This is a genomic window from Marinimicrobium sp. LS-A18 (assembly GCF_000463525.1).
GTDB lineage: Bacteria > Pseudomonadota > Gammaproteobacteria > Pseudomonadales > Cellvibrionaceae > Marinimicrobium > Marinimicrobium koreense.
Window position 1 is genome coordinate 1,074,302 of the sequence record NZ_AWEP01000002.1, and the last position, 15,981, is coordinate 1,090,282.

The 15,981-nt window shown below is 59.9% G+C and carries 12 protein-coding genes; 5 read left to right on the plus strand and 7 right to left on the minus strand.

Annotated elements, in window-relative coordinates; translation table 11 throughout:
• The first annotated feature begins 97 nt into the window (after window positions 1-97).
• From N645_RS0104740 to N645_RS0104760, 5 genes are all read left to right on the plus strand, one after another.
• Window positions 98-787, plus strand: coding sequence for a TIGR04211 family SH3 domain-containing protein (locus tag N645_RS0104740; RefSeq protein WP_024460367.1), 690 nt, complete (start codon window positions 98-100; stop codon window positions 785-787).
• 16 nt (window positions 788-803) lie between these two features.
• Entirely contained in the window at window positions 804-1,400 is a 597-nt protein-coding gene (locus N645_RS0104745) for a peptidylprolyl isomerase (protein WP_024460368.1), read from the plus strand.
• Window positions 1,397-2,161 (plus strand): pyridoxine 5'-phosphate synthase, encoded by a 765-nt coding sequence (locus N645_RS0104750; protein ID WP_024460369.1) that lies wholly within the window; start codon window positions 1,397-1,399, stop codon window positions 2,159-2,161. Before N645_RS0104745 ends, N645_RS0104750 begins: the two co-directional genes overlap by 4 nt.
• Before the next feature lie 98 nt (window positions 2,162-2,259).
• Complete coding sequence (locus N645_RS0104755; protein WP_024460370.1) at window positions 2,260-2,673, plus strand: CBS domain-containing protein; 414 nt, start codon at window positions 2,260-2,262, stop codon at window positions 2,671-2,673.
• A 152-nt stretch (window positions 2,674-2,825) separates the two neighbouring features.
• A complete protein-coding gene (locus N645_RS0104760; protein ID WP_024460371.1) occupies window positions 2,826-3,617 on the plus strand; it encodes an RNA methyltransferase in 792 nt (263 codons plus the stop codon).
• Between the two features lie 246 nt (window positions 3,618-3,863).
• Here the strand turns inward: N645_RS0104760 and N645_RS0104765 are convergent, their stop codons facing one another.
• From N645_RS0104765 to purF, 7 genes are all read right to left on the minus strand, one after another.
• The gene (locus N645_RS0104765; protein WP_024460372.1) at window positions 3,864-5,162 is read right to left on the minus strand and encodes an ammonium transporter; all 1,299 of its coding nucleotides are present in this window, start codon (window positions 5,160-5,162) and stop codon (window positions 3,864-3,866) included.
• Between the two features lie 366 nt (window positions 5,163-5,528).
• Window positions 5,529-7,547: a DUF3488 and transglutaminase-like domain-containing protein gene (locus N645_RS0104770; RefSeq protein WP_024460373.1), complete on the minus strand. Its 2,019-nt coding sequence runs from the start codon at window positions 7,545-7,547 to the stop codon at window positions 5,529-5,531.
• Complete coding sequence (locus tag N645_RS0104775) at window positions 7,540-8,523, minus strand: DUF58 domain-containing protein (RefSeq protein WP_024460374.1); 984 nt, start codon at window positions 8,521-8,523, stop codon at window positions 7,540-7,542. The genes N645_RS0104770 and N645_RS0104775 overlap by 8 nt, the downstream gene beginning before the upstream one ends.
• Window positions 8,524-8,630: 107 nt before the next feature.
• Entirely contained in the window at window positions 8,631-12,074 is a 3,444-nt protein-coding gene (locus N645_RS0104780; RefSeq protein ID WP_024460375.1) for a LamG-like jellyroll fold domain-containing protein, read from the minus strand.
• A 203-nt stretch (window positions 12,075-12,277) separates the two neighbouring features.
• Window positions 12,278-13,201: a MoxR family ATPase gene (locus N645_RS0104785; protein WP_024460376.1), complete on the minus strand. Its 924-nt coding sequence runs from the start codon at window positions 13,199-13,201 to the stop codon at window positions 12,278-12,280.
• Between the two features lie 35 nt (window positions 13,202-13,236).
• Window positions 13,237-14,424, minus strand: coding sequence for an O-succinylhomoserine sulfhydrylase (locus N645_RS0104790; RefSeq protein WP_024460377.1), 1,188 nt, complete (start codon window positions 14,422-14,424; stop codon window positions 13,237-13,239).
• A gap of 11 nt (window positions 14,425-14,435) precedes the next feature.
• Entirely contained in the window at window positions 14,436-15,971 is a 1,536-nt protein-coding gene (gene purF, locus N645_RS0104795; protein WP_024460378.1) for an amidophosphoribosyltransferase, read from the minus strand.
• Window positions 15,972-15,981 lie beyond the last annotated feature (10 nt).

Below are 15,981 nucleotides of genomic sequence, written 5' to 3' on the forward strand. Positions count from 1 at the left end.
CTGAGGTTGAAATTTGTGGCCTGTGCCACTTGGTTTGTGCCGTCTTTGGCGTACAATCCCGACGTTTAACCAACTTAAAAAGACTACGGGTATCAGCGTGAACAAACTTCTGATCAGTCTCTGCCTCATCGCCCTGGCCTCGCCCTTACTGAGCGTCTCGGCCCAGGCTCAGGATCGCTACATCTCCGACGTGTTGTACGTGCCGCTGCGCAGCGGTATGGGCAACCAGTACCGGATCGTGCACAGCGGGCTGCCCAGTGGCACGCGCCTGGAGCTGGTCCGCGAGGAGCAGAGCAGCGACGGTGAAAACTGGAGCCTGGTCCGTCTGGAGGACGGCGAGGAAGGCTGGATCCGAAGTCAGTTCCTGATGGCGGAGCCCACCGCCGAGCTCAAATTGAGCAGCGCTCAACAGCGAGCTCAACGTGCCGCGCAAGAAAGCCAGGCGCTGCGCGATCAACTGACCGAGGCGCAGCAGCAGGTGGAACAGTTACAGGCCGAGCTGTCCGATGTGCGTTCCCGATACGAAGCACTTCAGCAGGAGCATGAGCGGCTGCGCACACTGTCCTCAGACGCGGTCGGCCTGCACGATCAGCATCAGGAGTTGAGCGAAAACTATCAGGTCTTGCAGACCCGCTACGACGTCGTTCAGGCCGACAACGAACGCTTGAAGCGGGACCGTCGCTACCAGGACTGGCTGTTTGGTGGTGGCATTCTGGTCGCCGGTGTCATCCTGTCCCTGATTCTGCAGGCAATCGGCAAACGTCGTCGCCAATCGGAATGGCGTTAAAGGAGCAACTCCGATAATGAAATTTCTGGCCCTGTTTGGTTTGCTCACTCTGTCTGTCGCCGTGCAGGCAGAAAACGATCGTCCCCGGGTCGAGCTGACCACGGATGAGGGCGCCATCGTTCTGGAACTGTTTCCCGACAAGGCACCGATTACCGTCTCGAACTTTCTGCAGTATGTCGATGACGGCTACTACGACGGTACGATTTTCCACCGGGTCATTCCCGGCTTTGTGGTCCAGGGCGGAGGACTGACCTACGATTTCACCCGCAAGCCACCGCGCGATCCGATTGCCAACGAGTCGGATAACGGGTTGAGCAACAAGCCCATGACTCTGGCTATGGCCCGGCACAGTGATCCGGACAGTGCCACGTCTCAGTTCTACATTAACCTGAACCACAACCCGGGCCTGGACGCGACCGAGGAACGTCCCGGTTACACCGTGTTCGGGCAGGTCGTGGACGGCTACGACACCATCATCACCATCGTCCAGGCCCCCAAAGGTAACTACAAACAGTTCCCGGATGCACCCAATGTCCCCATCCGGATTCTGGAGGCCCGCCGGCTGCCGGCTTCGGCCGATACCACGGCGGACGGGAAGGAGTCAGCGCAATGAATGCCACCAAACTGAGCGTCAACCTGAACAAGGTTGCACTGATCCGCAACTCCCGGGAAGGCAACTACCCGGATGTGACCACCTTCGGGCAGATCTGCCTGGACGCCGGTGCCCACGGGCTGACGGTTCACCCCCGCCCGGATCAGCGCCACATCCGCCCCGGCGATGTGTTCGCGCTGAGCGACTTGGTGCAACAGCACCCGGGCATCGAGTTCAATATCGAAGGCAACCCGAACGCTGACGCCCTGGGCGACTATCCCGGTTTTATGACGTTGGTCCGCCAGACCCGGCCGCACCAGTGCACTCTGGTCCCGGACAGCAATGAGCAATTGACCTCGGATCATGGCTTTGACCTGACCCGCAGTGGCGATGCGCTGCGCCCCATCATCGAAGAGCTGCGCGAGCTCGGTTGTCGGGTCAGCCTGTTCATGGACCCGGACCCGGCACAGATTGATCTGGCACGGGCGGTCGGCGCCGACCGGATTGAGCTATACACGGGTCCCTACGCGGCCGCCCACAAGGCGCACAACTCGGAAATGCACAAGCTGCTCGACCAATACCGCACCGCCACACAGCACGCCCGTGACATCGGGCTGGGGGTCAACGCCGGGCACGACCTGAACCTGGACAATCTGGAGCAGTTCCTGCACATCCCGGGTATTGATGAGGTGTCCATCGGCCACGCCCTGACCGTCGACGCACTGACCATGGGTATGGCCACCGCCGTGCACGCCTACCTTCGGCTCTGCCACCATCAGTAAGGCAGGAGGCGAGAATCCGCCGGGCAAGTGCGCGTTTATCGGCTATCCTTAAGGTGTAAGTCAGACGGTTTTACCCGCCGCAAACAAAGGAGTCAGCCATGCATTCGATTTTGGTAAAAGACTATATGCAGCCGGCCGCCCACGCCATTTCCGTAACCGCCAACACGGCGGAAGTGGTCGAGCGGTTACTGAAGAGCGGGTTGACCGGCGTCCCCGTGATTGATGAGCGTGAAGCGGTGGTGGGTTTTGTCTCGGAACAGGACTGCATCAAAGAGATGCTCAACGATGCGTTCTTTTGCGAAGAGCCCGCCAGCGTCAGAAAACTGATGAGCGAAACAGTACTCACCGTAACCCCCAACACCAGCATCGTCGAGCTCGCCCAGACCATGATGCGTGAAAAACCCAAGAACTACCCGGTGGTCAGTGACGGCAAACTGGTAGGCATCATCACCCGCCGACACGTGCTCCAGGCATTGATCGACAATGACGAGGACTGCTACCTGCGCACCTGATTGAACCCCGGAGACACCGCCTCCGAACGCCCCAATGCGAGCCGCACCCCCGGCTCGTCACCCTCTGACTTCTCCATGCACCTCAGACAGCGCAGACAATAGCGCGGTCGACACGTTATAATTCTCGGCCACTTTTCCCAACGATGGTCACTATGCCCAAGCCAGACAGACCCCAGCAGGACTCGGCCAGCTATCGAGCCAAGAAACAGTTTTTCGATTCACTGCTGACGGTGTACGGACGCAAGCCGGTGCTGGAGGCGCTACGCGATCCGGCGGTCAAGCTGTTTCGCCTGCACCTGGCGGAGAGCAACAAACCCGCCGGGATTCTCGATGAGATCCTGGGCATCGCCAAGTCCCAGGGTGCGGACATTCAGTACCATGACCGCAAGGCGCTATCGCGCATCTCCAAAAACAGCAAGCAGGATCAGGGAGTAGCGGCGGATCTACAATGCAAAGCTTACCAGTCGCTCGAACAGTTCTTGAGTCAACCACCCCGCCCCGACTTCCGCTTGCTGGCCCTGGACCGGATCACCAATCCGCAAAACCTGGGGATGATCATCCGTTCGGCGTGCGCGGGCAACGTGGACGGCATTCTGTTACCGCAGAAAGGTGGCGCACAGATTGATGCTCTGGTAATCAAGGCAAGTGCGGGCACGGTGTTCCGGGCTCCGATCATTCACTGCCCTACTCTGCCCGAGGCGTTGGCCAAACTCAGAGAAGCCGGCGCCACCATCTGCGCGCTTTCATCGCACGCCAGTCAGACGCTGGGGAATTTCAACCCAACCAGTGGCAGCGTGTATGTGTTGGGCAATGAAACGGAGGGGGTGTCGGCAGAGGCGGCCAAGCACTGCAATCACCAGCTTTCCATCCCGATGAATAACGGCGTCGAGTCACTCAACGTAGCGGTCACGGCCGCCCTGATCGCTTTTCAGGACACTATCTGAGGTTCTCCTTGCTCGTACTTTGTAGTGTGTGCTGCGGGAACTAGCTCCTTTCGTACGGCAACTTGGGCAACGGCGGATGCGCCTTCGGCTTATCCGCCCTACGGATAGCGCGGCGGCTTGGCGTAGGGCGGATAAGCCGAAGGCGCATCCGCCGAAACACGTTACGTCAGTTAGATTTGGCACTGAGGACCGGTGAGGGGATTACCGTGCCGCAGCACACCCGACGAAGCACACACGATAACCAGCCTAAAGCTTGTACCCCTCTTCCTCATGATGGGTAATATCGAGGCCAATCAATTCTTCTTCGCGAGTCACCCGCAATCCAGAGGTCAGAACACCGGTCACTTTCAACAGAATGAAGGTCACCGCCCCGGTGTACACCGTTGCCACGACAACGCCGACCACCTGAACTCCGAACTGCTGGCCCATCGTCTCGATACCCTCGGCAAAACCCTGACCACTGAACACACCCAGTTGAGTCGAAGCAAAGACCCCGGCCAACAGCGTACCCAGCATACCGCCGACACCGTGTACCGGAAACACATCCAGCGAATCATCGATCTTGAACACCCGCTTCATCGCCTGGGTCGCGTAGAAACAGACAATGCCCGCCGAAACACCGATAATCAGAGCACCGCCGGGGCCCACGAAGCCCGACGCCGGTGTGATGGTTCCCAGACCGGCCACCATGCCGGTCACGATGCCCAACACGCTCGGGCGACCGAACTTCACCCACTCCATCGTCATCCAGGCCAATGAGCCGGCAGCGGCGGAAATGTGGGTGACCAGCATCGCCATGCTGGCGTCACCGTTGGCCGCCAGCGCGCTGCCGCCGTTAAAGCCAAACCAACCGACCCAGAGCATGCCCGCACCGGTCACCGTCATGGTCATATTGTGCGGGGGCATCGCCGTTTTCGGGAAGCCGTCGCGCGGGCCGAGCACCAGCGCTGCCACCAGCGCCGCCACCCCGGCAGTAATGTGCACAACAATACCCCCGGCGAAATCCAGTACCCCCATGGCGCCCAACCAGCCGCCGCCCCAGACCCAGTGACAGATCGGAAAGTACACCCCGAACAGCCACAGCGTCGAGAAAATCAGAACCGCCGAAAATTTCATCCGCTCGGCAAAGGCGCCCACGATCAGCGCCGGTGTAATCACGGCAAAGGTCATCTGAAACAGGCTGAACAGGCTCTCGGGAATATCGCCAGACAGGGAGTCCGATTCCATGCCCGAAAACAGAATCCGGCTCGCATCCCCGATCCAGGCATTGCCTTCGCCAAAGCTCAGGCTGTACCCGGCCACCAGCCAGATCAGTGAGGCGATACAGGCGATCGCGAAACACTGCATCAGAATCGACAGAATATTTTTCGACCGGACCAGGCCGCCATAAAACAGAGACAGGCCCGGCAAGGTCATAAACAGAACCAGAGCCGTTGCCGTCATGATCCAGGCGGTGTTGGCGCCATTGAGTTCCGCTTGTGCCAGCGCGGTACCGGGCAACAGTGCCAGGCTGATCAACCCGAAAGCGACAGGTCGCTTGTTCATACGCTTATCCTCATTTTGTGTGTCGGCCCAAGGTCGCCGACTATTATTGAGTCACTGCAATGCCCCCGATCGGTGCAGACAAGAGAGGGCAACCCACTGAAAGTACGGGCAACACCGACCGGGAAATTCCAGCAGCTGGAATCTCCGAAGACGGCGTTGCACGAGAGTGCAGAGCGCTTTGGGAAGCAGGAATCGTGCCTCAACATTTTTTCTTTTTATATCAATGAGTTAGTAAAATTACCGAAAGAGATCATTGATGATTGGCACCAACACTGTGCACTACGGGCACTTTTGTGCACCACAGAAGAACACAGCGCGGGAGAATTGCCTGATCACCGGGCGTCCGTCGAAGCGGGCGCACCAGGATCAGGCATGAGGGGTTTCAGGGGTCGTTCGCGCGCCTCTGAACGCCGTCACCGCGCGGGCCAGATCGGTCAGTGCGGCGCGGTTGTCGCCGTAGCTCACACGCTCGTAAAGATCCGCAATGCGGATCAGGGCCGGCTCCAGGTCGGCCTTTTGGCGCCCCAACCGGCGAGCCAGCGCGGTCAAGGGTTCTCCCCGTCGGCGCGGACACCCCATGCGTCTCAGTTTGCGCTCCAGACGCGCCAGTTGGCGATCGGCCGGATAGCGGTAGTGCGGGCGTTGTCGCCAGAACATCCAGAGCAGCAGCACCGACACCAGCGAGGCACCGGTCAGCACCACCGCCAGGGCGATCCGCCACAGATCGGCGCCGCCGAGCCAGTCTTCCAGAAACGCGTCCTGGCGCCCTTGATCGTAACCAAGCACCCAGCGGTGCCATTCGTAATTGAGCGCATCCCAGCGCAGTTGCAGCTGCATCACAAAGGGTAAATCGGCACCAAAGGGTCTCTGCAGCATGTCGCCGTCCGTGGCGCTCAGCGAGACGTCCAGACCTTGCTCGATTCGCTCCGGTGCCACAGCGCCGGTCGGGTCGAAGCGCACCCAGCCTTCTCCCTCCAGCCACACCTCCGCCCAGGCGTGTGCATCCCGTTGGCGGACGGTCCAATAATCCTCCAATGGATTGTGGGTGGCGCCGAGATACCCCACCACCACCCGGGCGGGAATGCCCGCCGCGCGCAGGAAAAATACAAAGCTGCTGGCGAAGTGCTCACAGAAGCCCTCTTGCGTCTGCCACAAAAATTCATCGACGCTGTGCTGTCCCAGTGTCTGTGGACGCAGGGTGTAACGAAACCGCTCCCGGTAAAGCCCCATCAGTCGCTCTATCAGCTCGCTGGGCGATCTGGCGTCCCGCGCCCACTGCCGGGCCGTCGCTCGGGTTTCCGGGTTGGAGTCCCGGGGCAACTGCAACTCCTGGCGTCGCTCCCACTCACTCAGCCCGGAGCGCTGGAACCCATACCGGGTGTGCGACTGAACCCTATAAGCGGTGCGCTGCATGACCGGATCATCCCGTTGTAGCCGCATCTCCTGCCCTACTCCGATGTCGTCACTCCAGCTGACCGGTGCCGCCAGCGCATACAGCCAGGGTTGGCGGGTCGGTTCCAGCATGACCTCATAGGCCACCGGTTCACCCAGGGGATCGACCTGGTTCATCCATTGCCGGACATCATCCTCGCGCCAGCTCATAAAGTGCGTCGCCCGCTGACGTTCGGTAGGTTGCCATTGCCGTCCATCGAAATAGGAAAACACCAGGCCACGCCAGTAACGATCTCTGGGCGACGGCGCCTCGCCATCAAAAGTGACCCGAAAGGCCAGCGCATTGGATTGTGCCAGCTCACCGATATCCCCCGGAGACATGCTGTCACTGATGCCCGTGGTCGCGGCCCGGCGGTCCTGCGGAACCGACCAGAGCGCACCGGTGCGGGGAATGACCAGAAACAGGATCAGCATGAGGGGCGTCGCCTGTAACACCAACCACCCCGCCTGCCGAATACTGGGCCAAAAGCGGACATTGCCCAACGACTGGTGCGCCGCCAACAGCGTCGCCGTCAATAACAACAACGACAGGACACCATACACGCCCGCCAGCGGCCCGGAGTGAAACAGGAATTGGGTCGCGGAAACAAAGTAGCCCAGATAAACGGTGACCAGCAGATCCCGACGTCGGCGCAGCTCCAGCAATTTGAGAATAAAGCCGGCCAGCAACAAACCGACCATGGCAGTCATATCAAACCGGGCGCCGTAGCTCATCACCAGACCACCGCCGAACCCCGCCATCAGTCCGAGCCGCACCCACAACGAGGGGAAGCTCCAGGCACCGCGAAAGATCTGCCAGCGCCAGACCACCACGCACAACCAACCAGCCCACAGCCAGAGCGGCGCATGGACCGAATGCGGCAACAGAATGATGGCCTGGGCCACCAGCAGCCAGGCGAGACTGGTGCGGGTAACCTGTTCCCGTTCAGCCACGTTCACCTCCCTCGGCCTGCTCCGGCATACCGTAGAGCGCCAGGGCCCGCAGTACCCGCTCCTGATGGGCCTGCCCACGCCCCAGCGAAATATCCAGCCCCGGCAGGCGCAGGCCGTATTCAGCGGAGGTTTTGCCGTACTCCACGGCCCAGAAGCAAAGACGGCTCAATCGGCTTTCCTGATCCAGCCCCGGGAGGGCGTCCCAGTCCAGCCAGACCTGCTCACTCTGGTAACCGGCGTAATCTTTCAGATAGAGCCCCTGTTCCCGGGCGTAGAGCTTCCAGGCCACATGGGCCATCGGGGCACCGACCTGATAGGGCCGAAACCCCTGAAACTCTTCCTGATTCTCTGCCGAAAGCTGCTCTCCGACCTCGCCGCTCAGATGCGCTTGCGGTGGGTGGTCGCTGGAGCGCGGTGCGGGGTAAATCAGTGCCCGCCCATCCAGGTGAACCCAGGACCAGACACGGAACAGCCCCAGAGGGTAATAACTCTGTACCCGGAGGCGCTCCGGAACCAGCCAGCCTCGCCGGCGGGCACGGTACGCCAGCGTCACCGTGTGCTCTGCCCGGTGGGGCACATCGGCTTCAACGGTCAGGTCCCGATCCCACCCGAGCAGCAGGGCTTCGTGGCGCGAGCCCGAGGCAGGTTGCAGCAGCAGGTCAAACTCGGCCCACTCCCCGGCGAAGGCGGGATGAGCCCGCTGTACCGAGAGGGTCAACCCGGACAGGTTACGGAACGCATGCACCACCGACACCGTCATCAGACTGAGCAGCAGAAAAGCGGAGGCCAACACCAGATTGTTTTCGTAGTTGGTGCCCAACAGCCACAGCAGTGTGATGACCAACAGAAAGCCGATCCCCTGCGCCGTCGGCAGAACATAGATGGATTTGTGACGCAGACGGACCGACTCGGCCCGGGGCGCGCGACGCACCACCCAGTGCCAGAACCAGTGTGTCAGAGTATCGGGTAAACGCATCGGGGCTCAGTGATTCATCGAACTCGGGCCCTTACCTTACCCTGTCCACCATAAAAAAAGCCACCGGTCGATCGACCGGTGGCTTTTTTACTGTCGCGAGCGACGGACTAGGGTGCGCTACTGTAAAGCGCCGCCACATCGTCTGCGCTCAAGGGCACATCATAGATGCTCAGCTCGTCCATCAATCCATCATAAGGAGTATCCCAGTAGTTGACGCCCACCCCGAATACCGTGGTTTCCGCGGGCGTAAATACGTCCGGGAAATCCGCGCCGGTGAATACCGCTTCACCATCGAGATACAGCGTCAGATTGCCCGCGTTGTTAACCGCCACAAAGTGGGTCCAGGTATTCGTAGCAATCTGGGTCCCGGTATCGCCGTTAAACCAGTCGGTGCCCGACCAGAGCATGGTGTTCTCGTCGATCGGACCACTGGGCACTACGCTGATCCAGCTCTCAGTAGACGCCGCACCAAAGAAGGCGGTGGTGAACTGGGTCAATGCGGACGGATTGAGCCACATCGATACGGTGTAGGTTGCATCGGTAATCAGGTTGTCCGGCAGTGCAACACCATAGGTACCGTCGAGACTGAGTGCGCTACCGACGCGCCCCGCGTCAAAGCTGAGCGAGCCTCCGGTGTTGTCCAGCCGGTTACCGGTCACCGTGCCGGAACCCACATTGCCCGTGGCATCGTCGAGATGATCGTCGAAGCTGAAGCGCGCGGCGGGCTCCGGCATACCTTCCGACAGAACGGTGACCGTAATGTCGCGGGTGACCGATTGCCCCTCCAGGCTCAGGGTCGCGGTCAGAGTCACATCGGCATCGCTAGCCGCCGGCCGGGTCACTCGTGCGGTGGCCCCATCAACGTCAACGACGGCGCTGTCTGACGAAGTCCAACTGACCGCGGTCGCAAACGGGCCGCTCACCGGCAGCGCAAAGTCTTCAATCACGGCGCTGGTATCGCCGAGCGTCAACTGATCGCGGGCAACGCCGAGCAGCTCCGAGGTGGACAGCCGATCAATATCCAGTGCCTGAACTTCAGCGGCGGTGAGCGCAGCATCGTACACATTGAACTCATCCACCAGACCATTGAAGGGCAGATCCCAGTAATTGACGCCCAGAGCGAAACGTCCGGTATTGTCGGTAAAGAAGTCCGCGACCGAACCACCGGCGTACGCCTGCTGACCGTCAATATAGACCCGCACATAGCCCTGCGAGACCGACACTGCCAGGTGACTCCACTCTCCCGCGGGAATGGTCTCGCCCGTCGCACCGTCAAACCACGCATCGTTATTCCGGCTCCAGAACATGACGTTCTCGTCCCAGGAGCTGGGCAGGAAGCTGAACCACTGGCTCGGTTCAACCAAGGGGTCTGAGGTATCCCCCGGCACTTCACCAAACACCAGCGGTGAAAACTGGGTGATGGCGTTGGGACGCACCCACAGGGACAGGGTGTATTCATAGTTGTTGATCAAACCGTCGGGAAAGCGCACACCGCTGCTACCATCCAGCGACACCGCCTGTCCGGCACTGCCGGTGGTGTAACTGAGGTTGCCCTCACCCACTTTATGAATACGATCACCCGTACTCATGGCGGCTTCAAACTGACCGGTGCTGTCGTTCAGGTTATTTTCAAACTCAAACCGCGCTACCCGGTTGAACGGCATACGTTCGGGTACCAGCACCTCGAGGGTGACCGTTTCCTCTTCGCCTTGATACAGAATGGTCGCGGTTAGGTTGACCAGCGCATCGCCGGATCCCGGCGCGGGACGCTCAACCTGCCCATCGGTACCAATGACGGCTTCATTGCTGCTCTCCCAGAGAATCTGGGCACCGCGAATACCGTCGGTGGGCAACGTCAGCGCATCGCCTTTGAAGGTTTCCGGCAGAGTCAGCTCGGCGGCTACCGCGGCCAACACCTCGGTTGTTGACTGTGCGGGCAACCGGGTTCCCCAGACACTTTCACCGCTACCGGACACCGCCGAAAATGCCGGCACCAGCGCTGCAATGCGTTCATCCCACTGCCAGCGCAACTGCCCCTCGTAGTTTCCAAGGCCGTCCAGTTGCATGACGATACGATTGAGCGCCTCCGGGTCCAGTTGATAGGTGCCGGTCACTTCGCCGGTGATGGTGCCGTCGTCATGCAGGGTCATCGCCTGCGACTGACGCGCTTCCCGGTTGATGTCCTTGCCATGATTGATGAACTGGTAGTCACCAACCACATCCTCGCTGTCCACCACATTGTCGCCCTCAATGGGCGCGTAGCGGTGCGGCGATGCAACCAGCCAGCCATCGGCGGTGGCCATCAACTCATGGACCCGAATAGCATGCTGCTCACCCCGATTGGGGAAACGGGTGTGGGTGATCAGGAAATGCTGCCCGGTGGCTTCGTCGTAGTACGCCGAGTTGTGTCCCGGTGCCAGGTAACCCCGGCTGCCGTGGTCGTCACCGGTGCGCGAACGGAAGTTGAAGCCTCCCATCAGCTTGACGCCATAGGGCGCGATACCGTCCCAGCCGCCCCGGGCCAGGGCCATGTCGTTACCCTCGGCATCGAGGTAGGGACCATCGGGCGTGCGCGAGCGGGCAATGCGTATGTTGTACCCGTCGGTCGAGACAAAACCGCCAAAGGAGGCGAACATGTAGTAGTAATCGGTCTCGGGGCTGTAGAGCACAAAGGTGCCTTCAATGGCGCTGTGGTCACCCCCAGTCAGATGTTTACCGTAGCCCTGCCCCGGTTCGGGCAGCCCGGTTGACTCATCCATGGCGAGGATGTGAATACCGCCCGCGTAAGAGCCATAGATCATCCAGAGGTTGCCATCTTTGTCATAGAAAGTGTGGGGATCGATTGCGTTGGGGTGGATGTTGCCGTTATAGGATTCGATCTCTCCCACACCGTACCCCTGATCAATTTCGGCGTCTGTCTGCCCTGACCAGAGGAATATGCCCTGGTTCTCGTAGGGGCCGAAAATGCTGTCCTCCGAGGTGGCCAGACCGAGATAGGAACGCGGCGCATCGCAGACGCCACTGATTGGATTGGTGCAGTGGTTGAAGTAGAAATAGTACTTGCCGTCGGCCAGTTTACGGATGTCCGACGCCCAGGAACCTACATAACCACCGGTCCACTCAATACCTTCGGCCACTTCCGTTTCATAGTTGCCAAACAGCGGGTAATCAGTGAGGTCGGGATTCTCCAGCGCGATACCCGGCGCCTCCGATGTCCAGGTAATCAGATCCTGGGAGCTGGCCATCGCCAAGTGGGAACCGACCACGTAGTAAGTACCGTCGTCGTCCCGGAAAACCGAGGGATCGTGCACAGCCACATCGTTGTACTGGATCAGTTCGCTGTTGACGGTGGGATTGGCCTGAGGCTCCACTCGCGCGAGACTCGAGGAGCTGCTGGAGGACTCAGAGGAGCTTGATGAAACCTCCGATGCGCTGGAACTGGAGCTGGATGCCACCGATGAGCTGGACCCACCATTGTCTCCATCGCTACCGCCACAGGCCGCCAGAACCAGGGTACTCCCCAGCACCCAGGATAGTCGTTGTATTTTCATAATCTAATGCCTCTGCTGCGTTTATTGTTAGACAGAACTGCAGCAGAAATAGTATTACAATACTACCTTAATTGGTAGGCATATAATCACACAATTAGACACTATTCAGAACGGATTTGGACTAAAAAAGGCGAACTCTTAGATCATAAAACAATTTTACCCGCCAAACAGCAAAAAATCCGCTTTTATTTGTATTATTTATATTAGGCAGGAACGATGTCAACGGCGTTCAACAGTTCCGTGATCAGCGCCTGCTCGTGCCCCTCGGTGCCGCTGGCAGCCGGGGCAATTCGGTGCGCGACTACGGGAGGAAGCAGCGTCTGGAGGTCTTCAGGAATGACGTAGTTGCGTCCGTGCATGAACGCCCAGGTCTTAGAGGCACGAAGTAGCGCCAGAGCCCCTCGCGGGGATAGACCGCAGGCAAACTCCGGTGAGTGCCGGGTGTGGTGAACCAACCGCTGCAGGTAATCCAGCAGGCTGTCTGAGGTTTTGACCTGTTCGGCGGCCTGCCGGATCTTGGGCAGTTGCTCGGGCTTCAGGCGGGTTTTGACTCCCGCCAGTTGTTGGCGGGGATCGCCGCCGAGAAACATCTGGCGCTCGGCATCCGCACTGGGGTAACCCAGGCTGATGCGCATCAGAAAGCGATCCAGCTGCGATTCCGGCAGCGGGAAGGTGCCCATCTGGGACAGGGGGTTCTGGGTGGCGATGACGAAAAAGGGGTCTTCGAGCTTGCGGGTCTCCCCTTCCGCCGTGACCTGACGCTCCTCCATCGCCTCCAACAATGCGCTCTGGGTTTTCGGCGTGGTCCGGTTGATCTCGTCGGCCAACAGCAACTGGGTGAATACCGGGCCGGGATGAAAGCTAAAGCGCGACTGCTCCCGCTCGAACACCGACACACCGATAATATCGGCGGGCAGCATATCGCTGGTAAACTGGATTCGCTGGTAGGACAAGCCCAGCACCTTGGCGAGCGCATGGGCCAGAGTGGTTTTCCCCATGCCGGGCAGGTCTTCAATCAACAGATGCCCGTCGGACAGCAGACACGCCAGGGCGAGCTTTATCTTGTCTTCCTTGCCCAACAAAACCTGGCCGATTTCATCGACAACAACCTGGATAAAATCCCGCATTGACCCTCTGCCCTGTTCTGGTGGGTTCGGCGGACTCAGGACAGTCCGCGCAACAAATCGTTTTTCAGATCCTCGACATCCTCCAGCCCCACCGCCAACCGGATCAGGTTATCGGCAATGCCGGACTCGGCCCGCTGTTCAGGCGTGAGACGTCCATGGGTGGTCGTGGCCGGATGCACGATGGTGGTTTTGGCATCACCGAGGTTGGCGGTGAGCGAGCAGATCCGGGTGCTGTCGATCACGCGCCAGGCGGCAGCCTGATCCCCTTTGACCTGAAAGGACAGCACCCCACCGAAAGCAGACTGCTGCTTGCGCGCCAATTCATGCCCGGGGTGTTCGGGCAGACCGGCGTAGTACACACGCTCGACCTGGGGCTGACGCTGGAGCCATTCGGCCAGCGCCTGCGCATTGCGCGAATGAGCTTCCATCCGCAGTCGCAGGGTTTCCAACCCTTTCAGGAACACCCAGGCATTGAAGGCACTCAGGGTGGGTCCGGCACTGCGAACAAACGCCAACACCTCATTGATGGTGTCCTGATCGCCGGCGACCACACCACCCAGGCAGCGCCCCTGGCCATCGATGTATTTGGTCGCCGAGTGAATGATCAGGTCGGCACCGAACTCGATCGGACGCTGCAGCGCCGGGGTGCAGAAACAGTTGTCCACCACCAGTTTGGCACCCCGGGCATGGGTCAGATCGGCCAAGGCCTGGAGGTCAACGACATCGCACAGGGGGTTGGACGGGGTTTCCACAAACACCAACCGGGTGTTGGCCTGGAAACCGTGCTCCCACGCGGTCAGATCGGTGGGATCCACAAAGGTTACCCCAACCCCGAACCGCTGCAGATACTTGGTAAACAGAACCGTGGTGGTGCCAAAGACACTTCGGGAACAGAGAATATGGTCCCCCACCTGCAGTAATGCCATACAGGTGCTAAGAATGGCCGACATGCCGGAGGCCGTCGCAATGGCACTTTCGGCCTTTTCCAGAGCGGCAATGCGCTCTTCAAACGCGCGCACCGTCGGGTTGGTATAACGGGAATACACATTGCCGGGAGCGTCACCCGAGAAGCGGTCCGCCGCTTCCTGGGCACTGCCGAACACATAGCTGGAAGTCAGAAACAGCGCTTCGCTGTGCTCCCCTTCCGCCGTGCGGTGACATCCCGCACGAACGGCCAGGGTATCCAGGCCGGCACCGGTCAAGCTGTCATCATATTCACTCATGAGCGATCTCGTCAGGGGTTTTCCGCCACGTCATTGTGCAGGCCGATCAGCGTGGCCTCTGGCTTGGCCGCTTTCTTGTGCGCATTACTCTTGGCGCCATCGTTGCGCTCGGCCTCGAGTTTCTCCAAATAGGCATCATCCACATCGCCGGTCACATACTCACCGTTGAACACCGCGCAGTCAAACTCGGTAACCTTGCGGGTCCCTTCTGCCGAGGCGGCTACCAGGTCTTCCAGATCCTGATAGATCAGCCAGTCGGCTCCGATCTCCCGACAGATTTCTTCGTGACTACGACCGTGAGCGATCAGTTCTTTGACCGTGGGCATATCGATGCCATAGACATTCGGATAGATGACCGGTGGTGCCGCTGAGGCAAAATACACTTTGGCGGCGCCGGCATCGCGGGCCATTTCGATAATCTGCTGACAGGTGGTGCCGCGGACAATGGAATCATCCACCAGCAGCACGTTCTTGCCGCGAAATTCCAACTCGATGGCGTTGAGCTTCTGGCGCACAGACTTCTTACGCTGCTGCTGCCCGGGCATGATGAAGGTCCGACCAATGTAGCGGTTTTTCACCAGCCCTTCCCGGAACTTCACACCCAGATTGTAGGCCAGTGCCTGCCCCGCCACCCGGCTGCTGTCGGGAATCGGCACTACCACATCAATGTCGTGGTCGGGACGCTCGCGCAGAATTTTTTCCGCGAGCTTTTCGCCCTGGCGCAAACGAGCCTTGTACACCGAAATGCCGTCCATGATCGAATCCGGGCGGGCGAAGTACACATGCTCAAAAATACAGGGCCGCAACCGGGTATTCTCGGCGCACTGACGGCGGTGAAGCTCGCCCTCGGCGGTGATGTAAATCGCCTCACCGGGAGCCACATCGGCAATCAGATCAAAGCCGAGCACGTCCAGCGCAACACTTTCCGAGGCAACCATGTACTCGACCCCGCCCTCGGTTTCCCGCTTGCCATAGACCAGGGGACGGATACCGTTCGGATCGCGGAACGCAATCAGGCCGTAGCGGGCAATCATCGACACTACCGCGTAACCACCGCTGACCCGACGATGCACGCCGGCAATGGCTTCAAAGATGTCATCCTCATTGGGCTGCAACTTACCCTGAGACTGCAGCTCGTGGGCAAACACGTTGAGCAACACCTCGGAGTCCGAGTCGGTGTTGACATGACGCAGGTCGGTTTTGAACAGCTCTTCACTGAGCTGGTCCGCGTTGGTCAGGTTGCCGTTGTGGGCCAGGGCAATACCGTAGGGAGAGTTGACATAGAAAGGCTGGGCGAGCGCCGGGCCAGAGCTGCCCGCCGTCGGATAGCGCACGTGGCCGATACCGATATTGCCCACCAGCCGTTGCATATGACGGGTCCGGAACACATCTTTCACCAGACCGTTGGCCTTCTGCTGAGCCAGCTTGCCGCCGTCACAGGTCATGATACCCGCCGCATCCTGGCCGCGATGTTGGAGTATGGTCAGCGCGTCATAGAGCTGCAAATTGACATCGCTTTTACCCACAATACCCACAATGCCGCACATAGAAAAACCA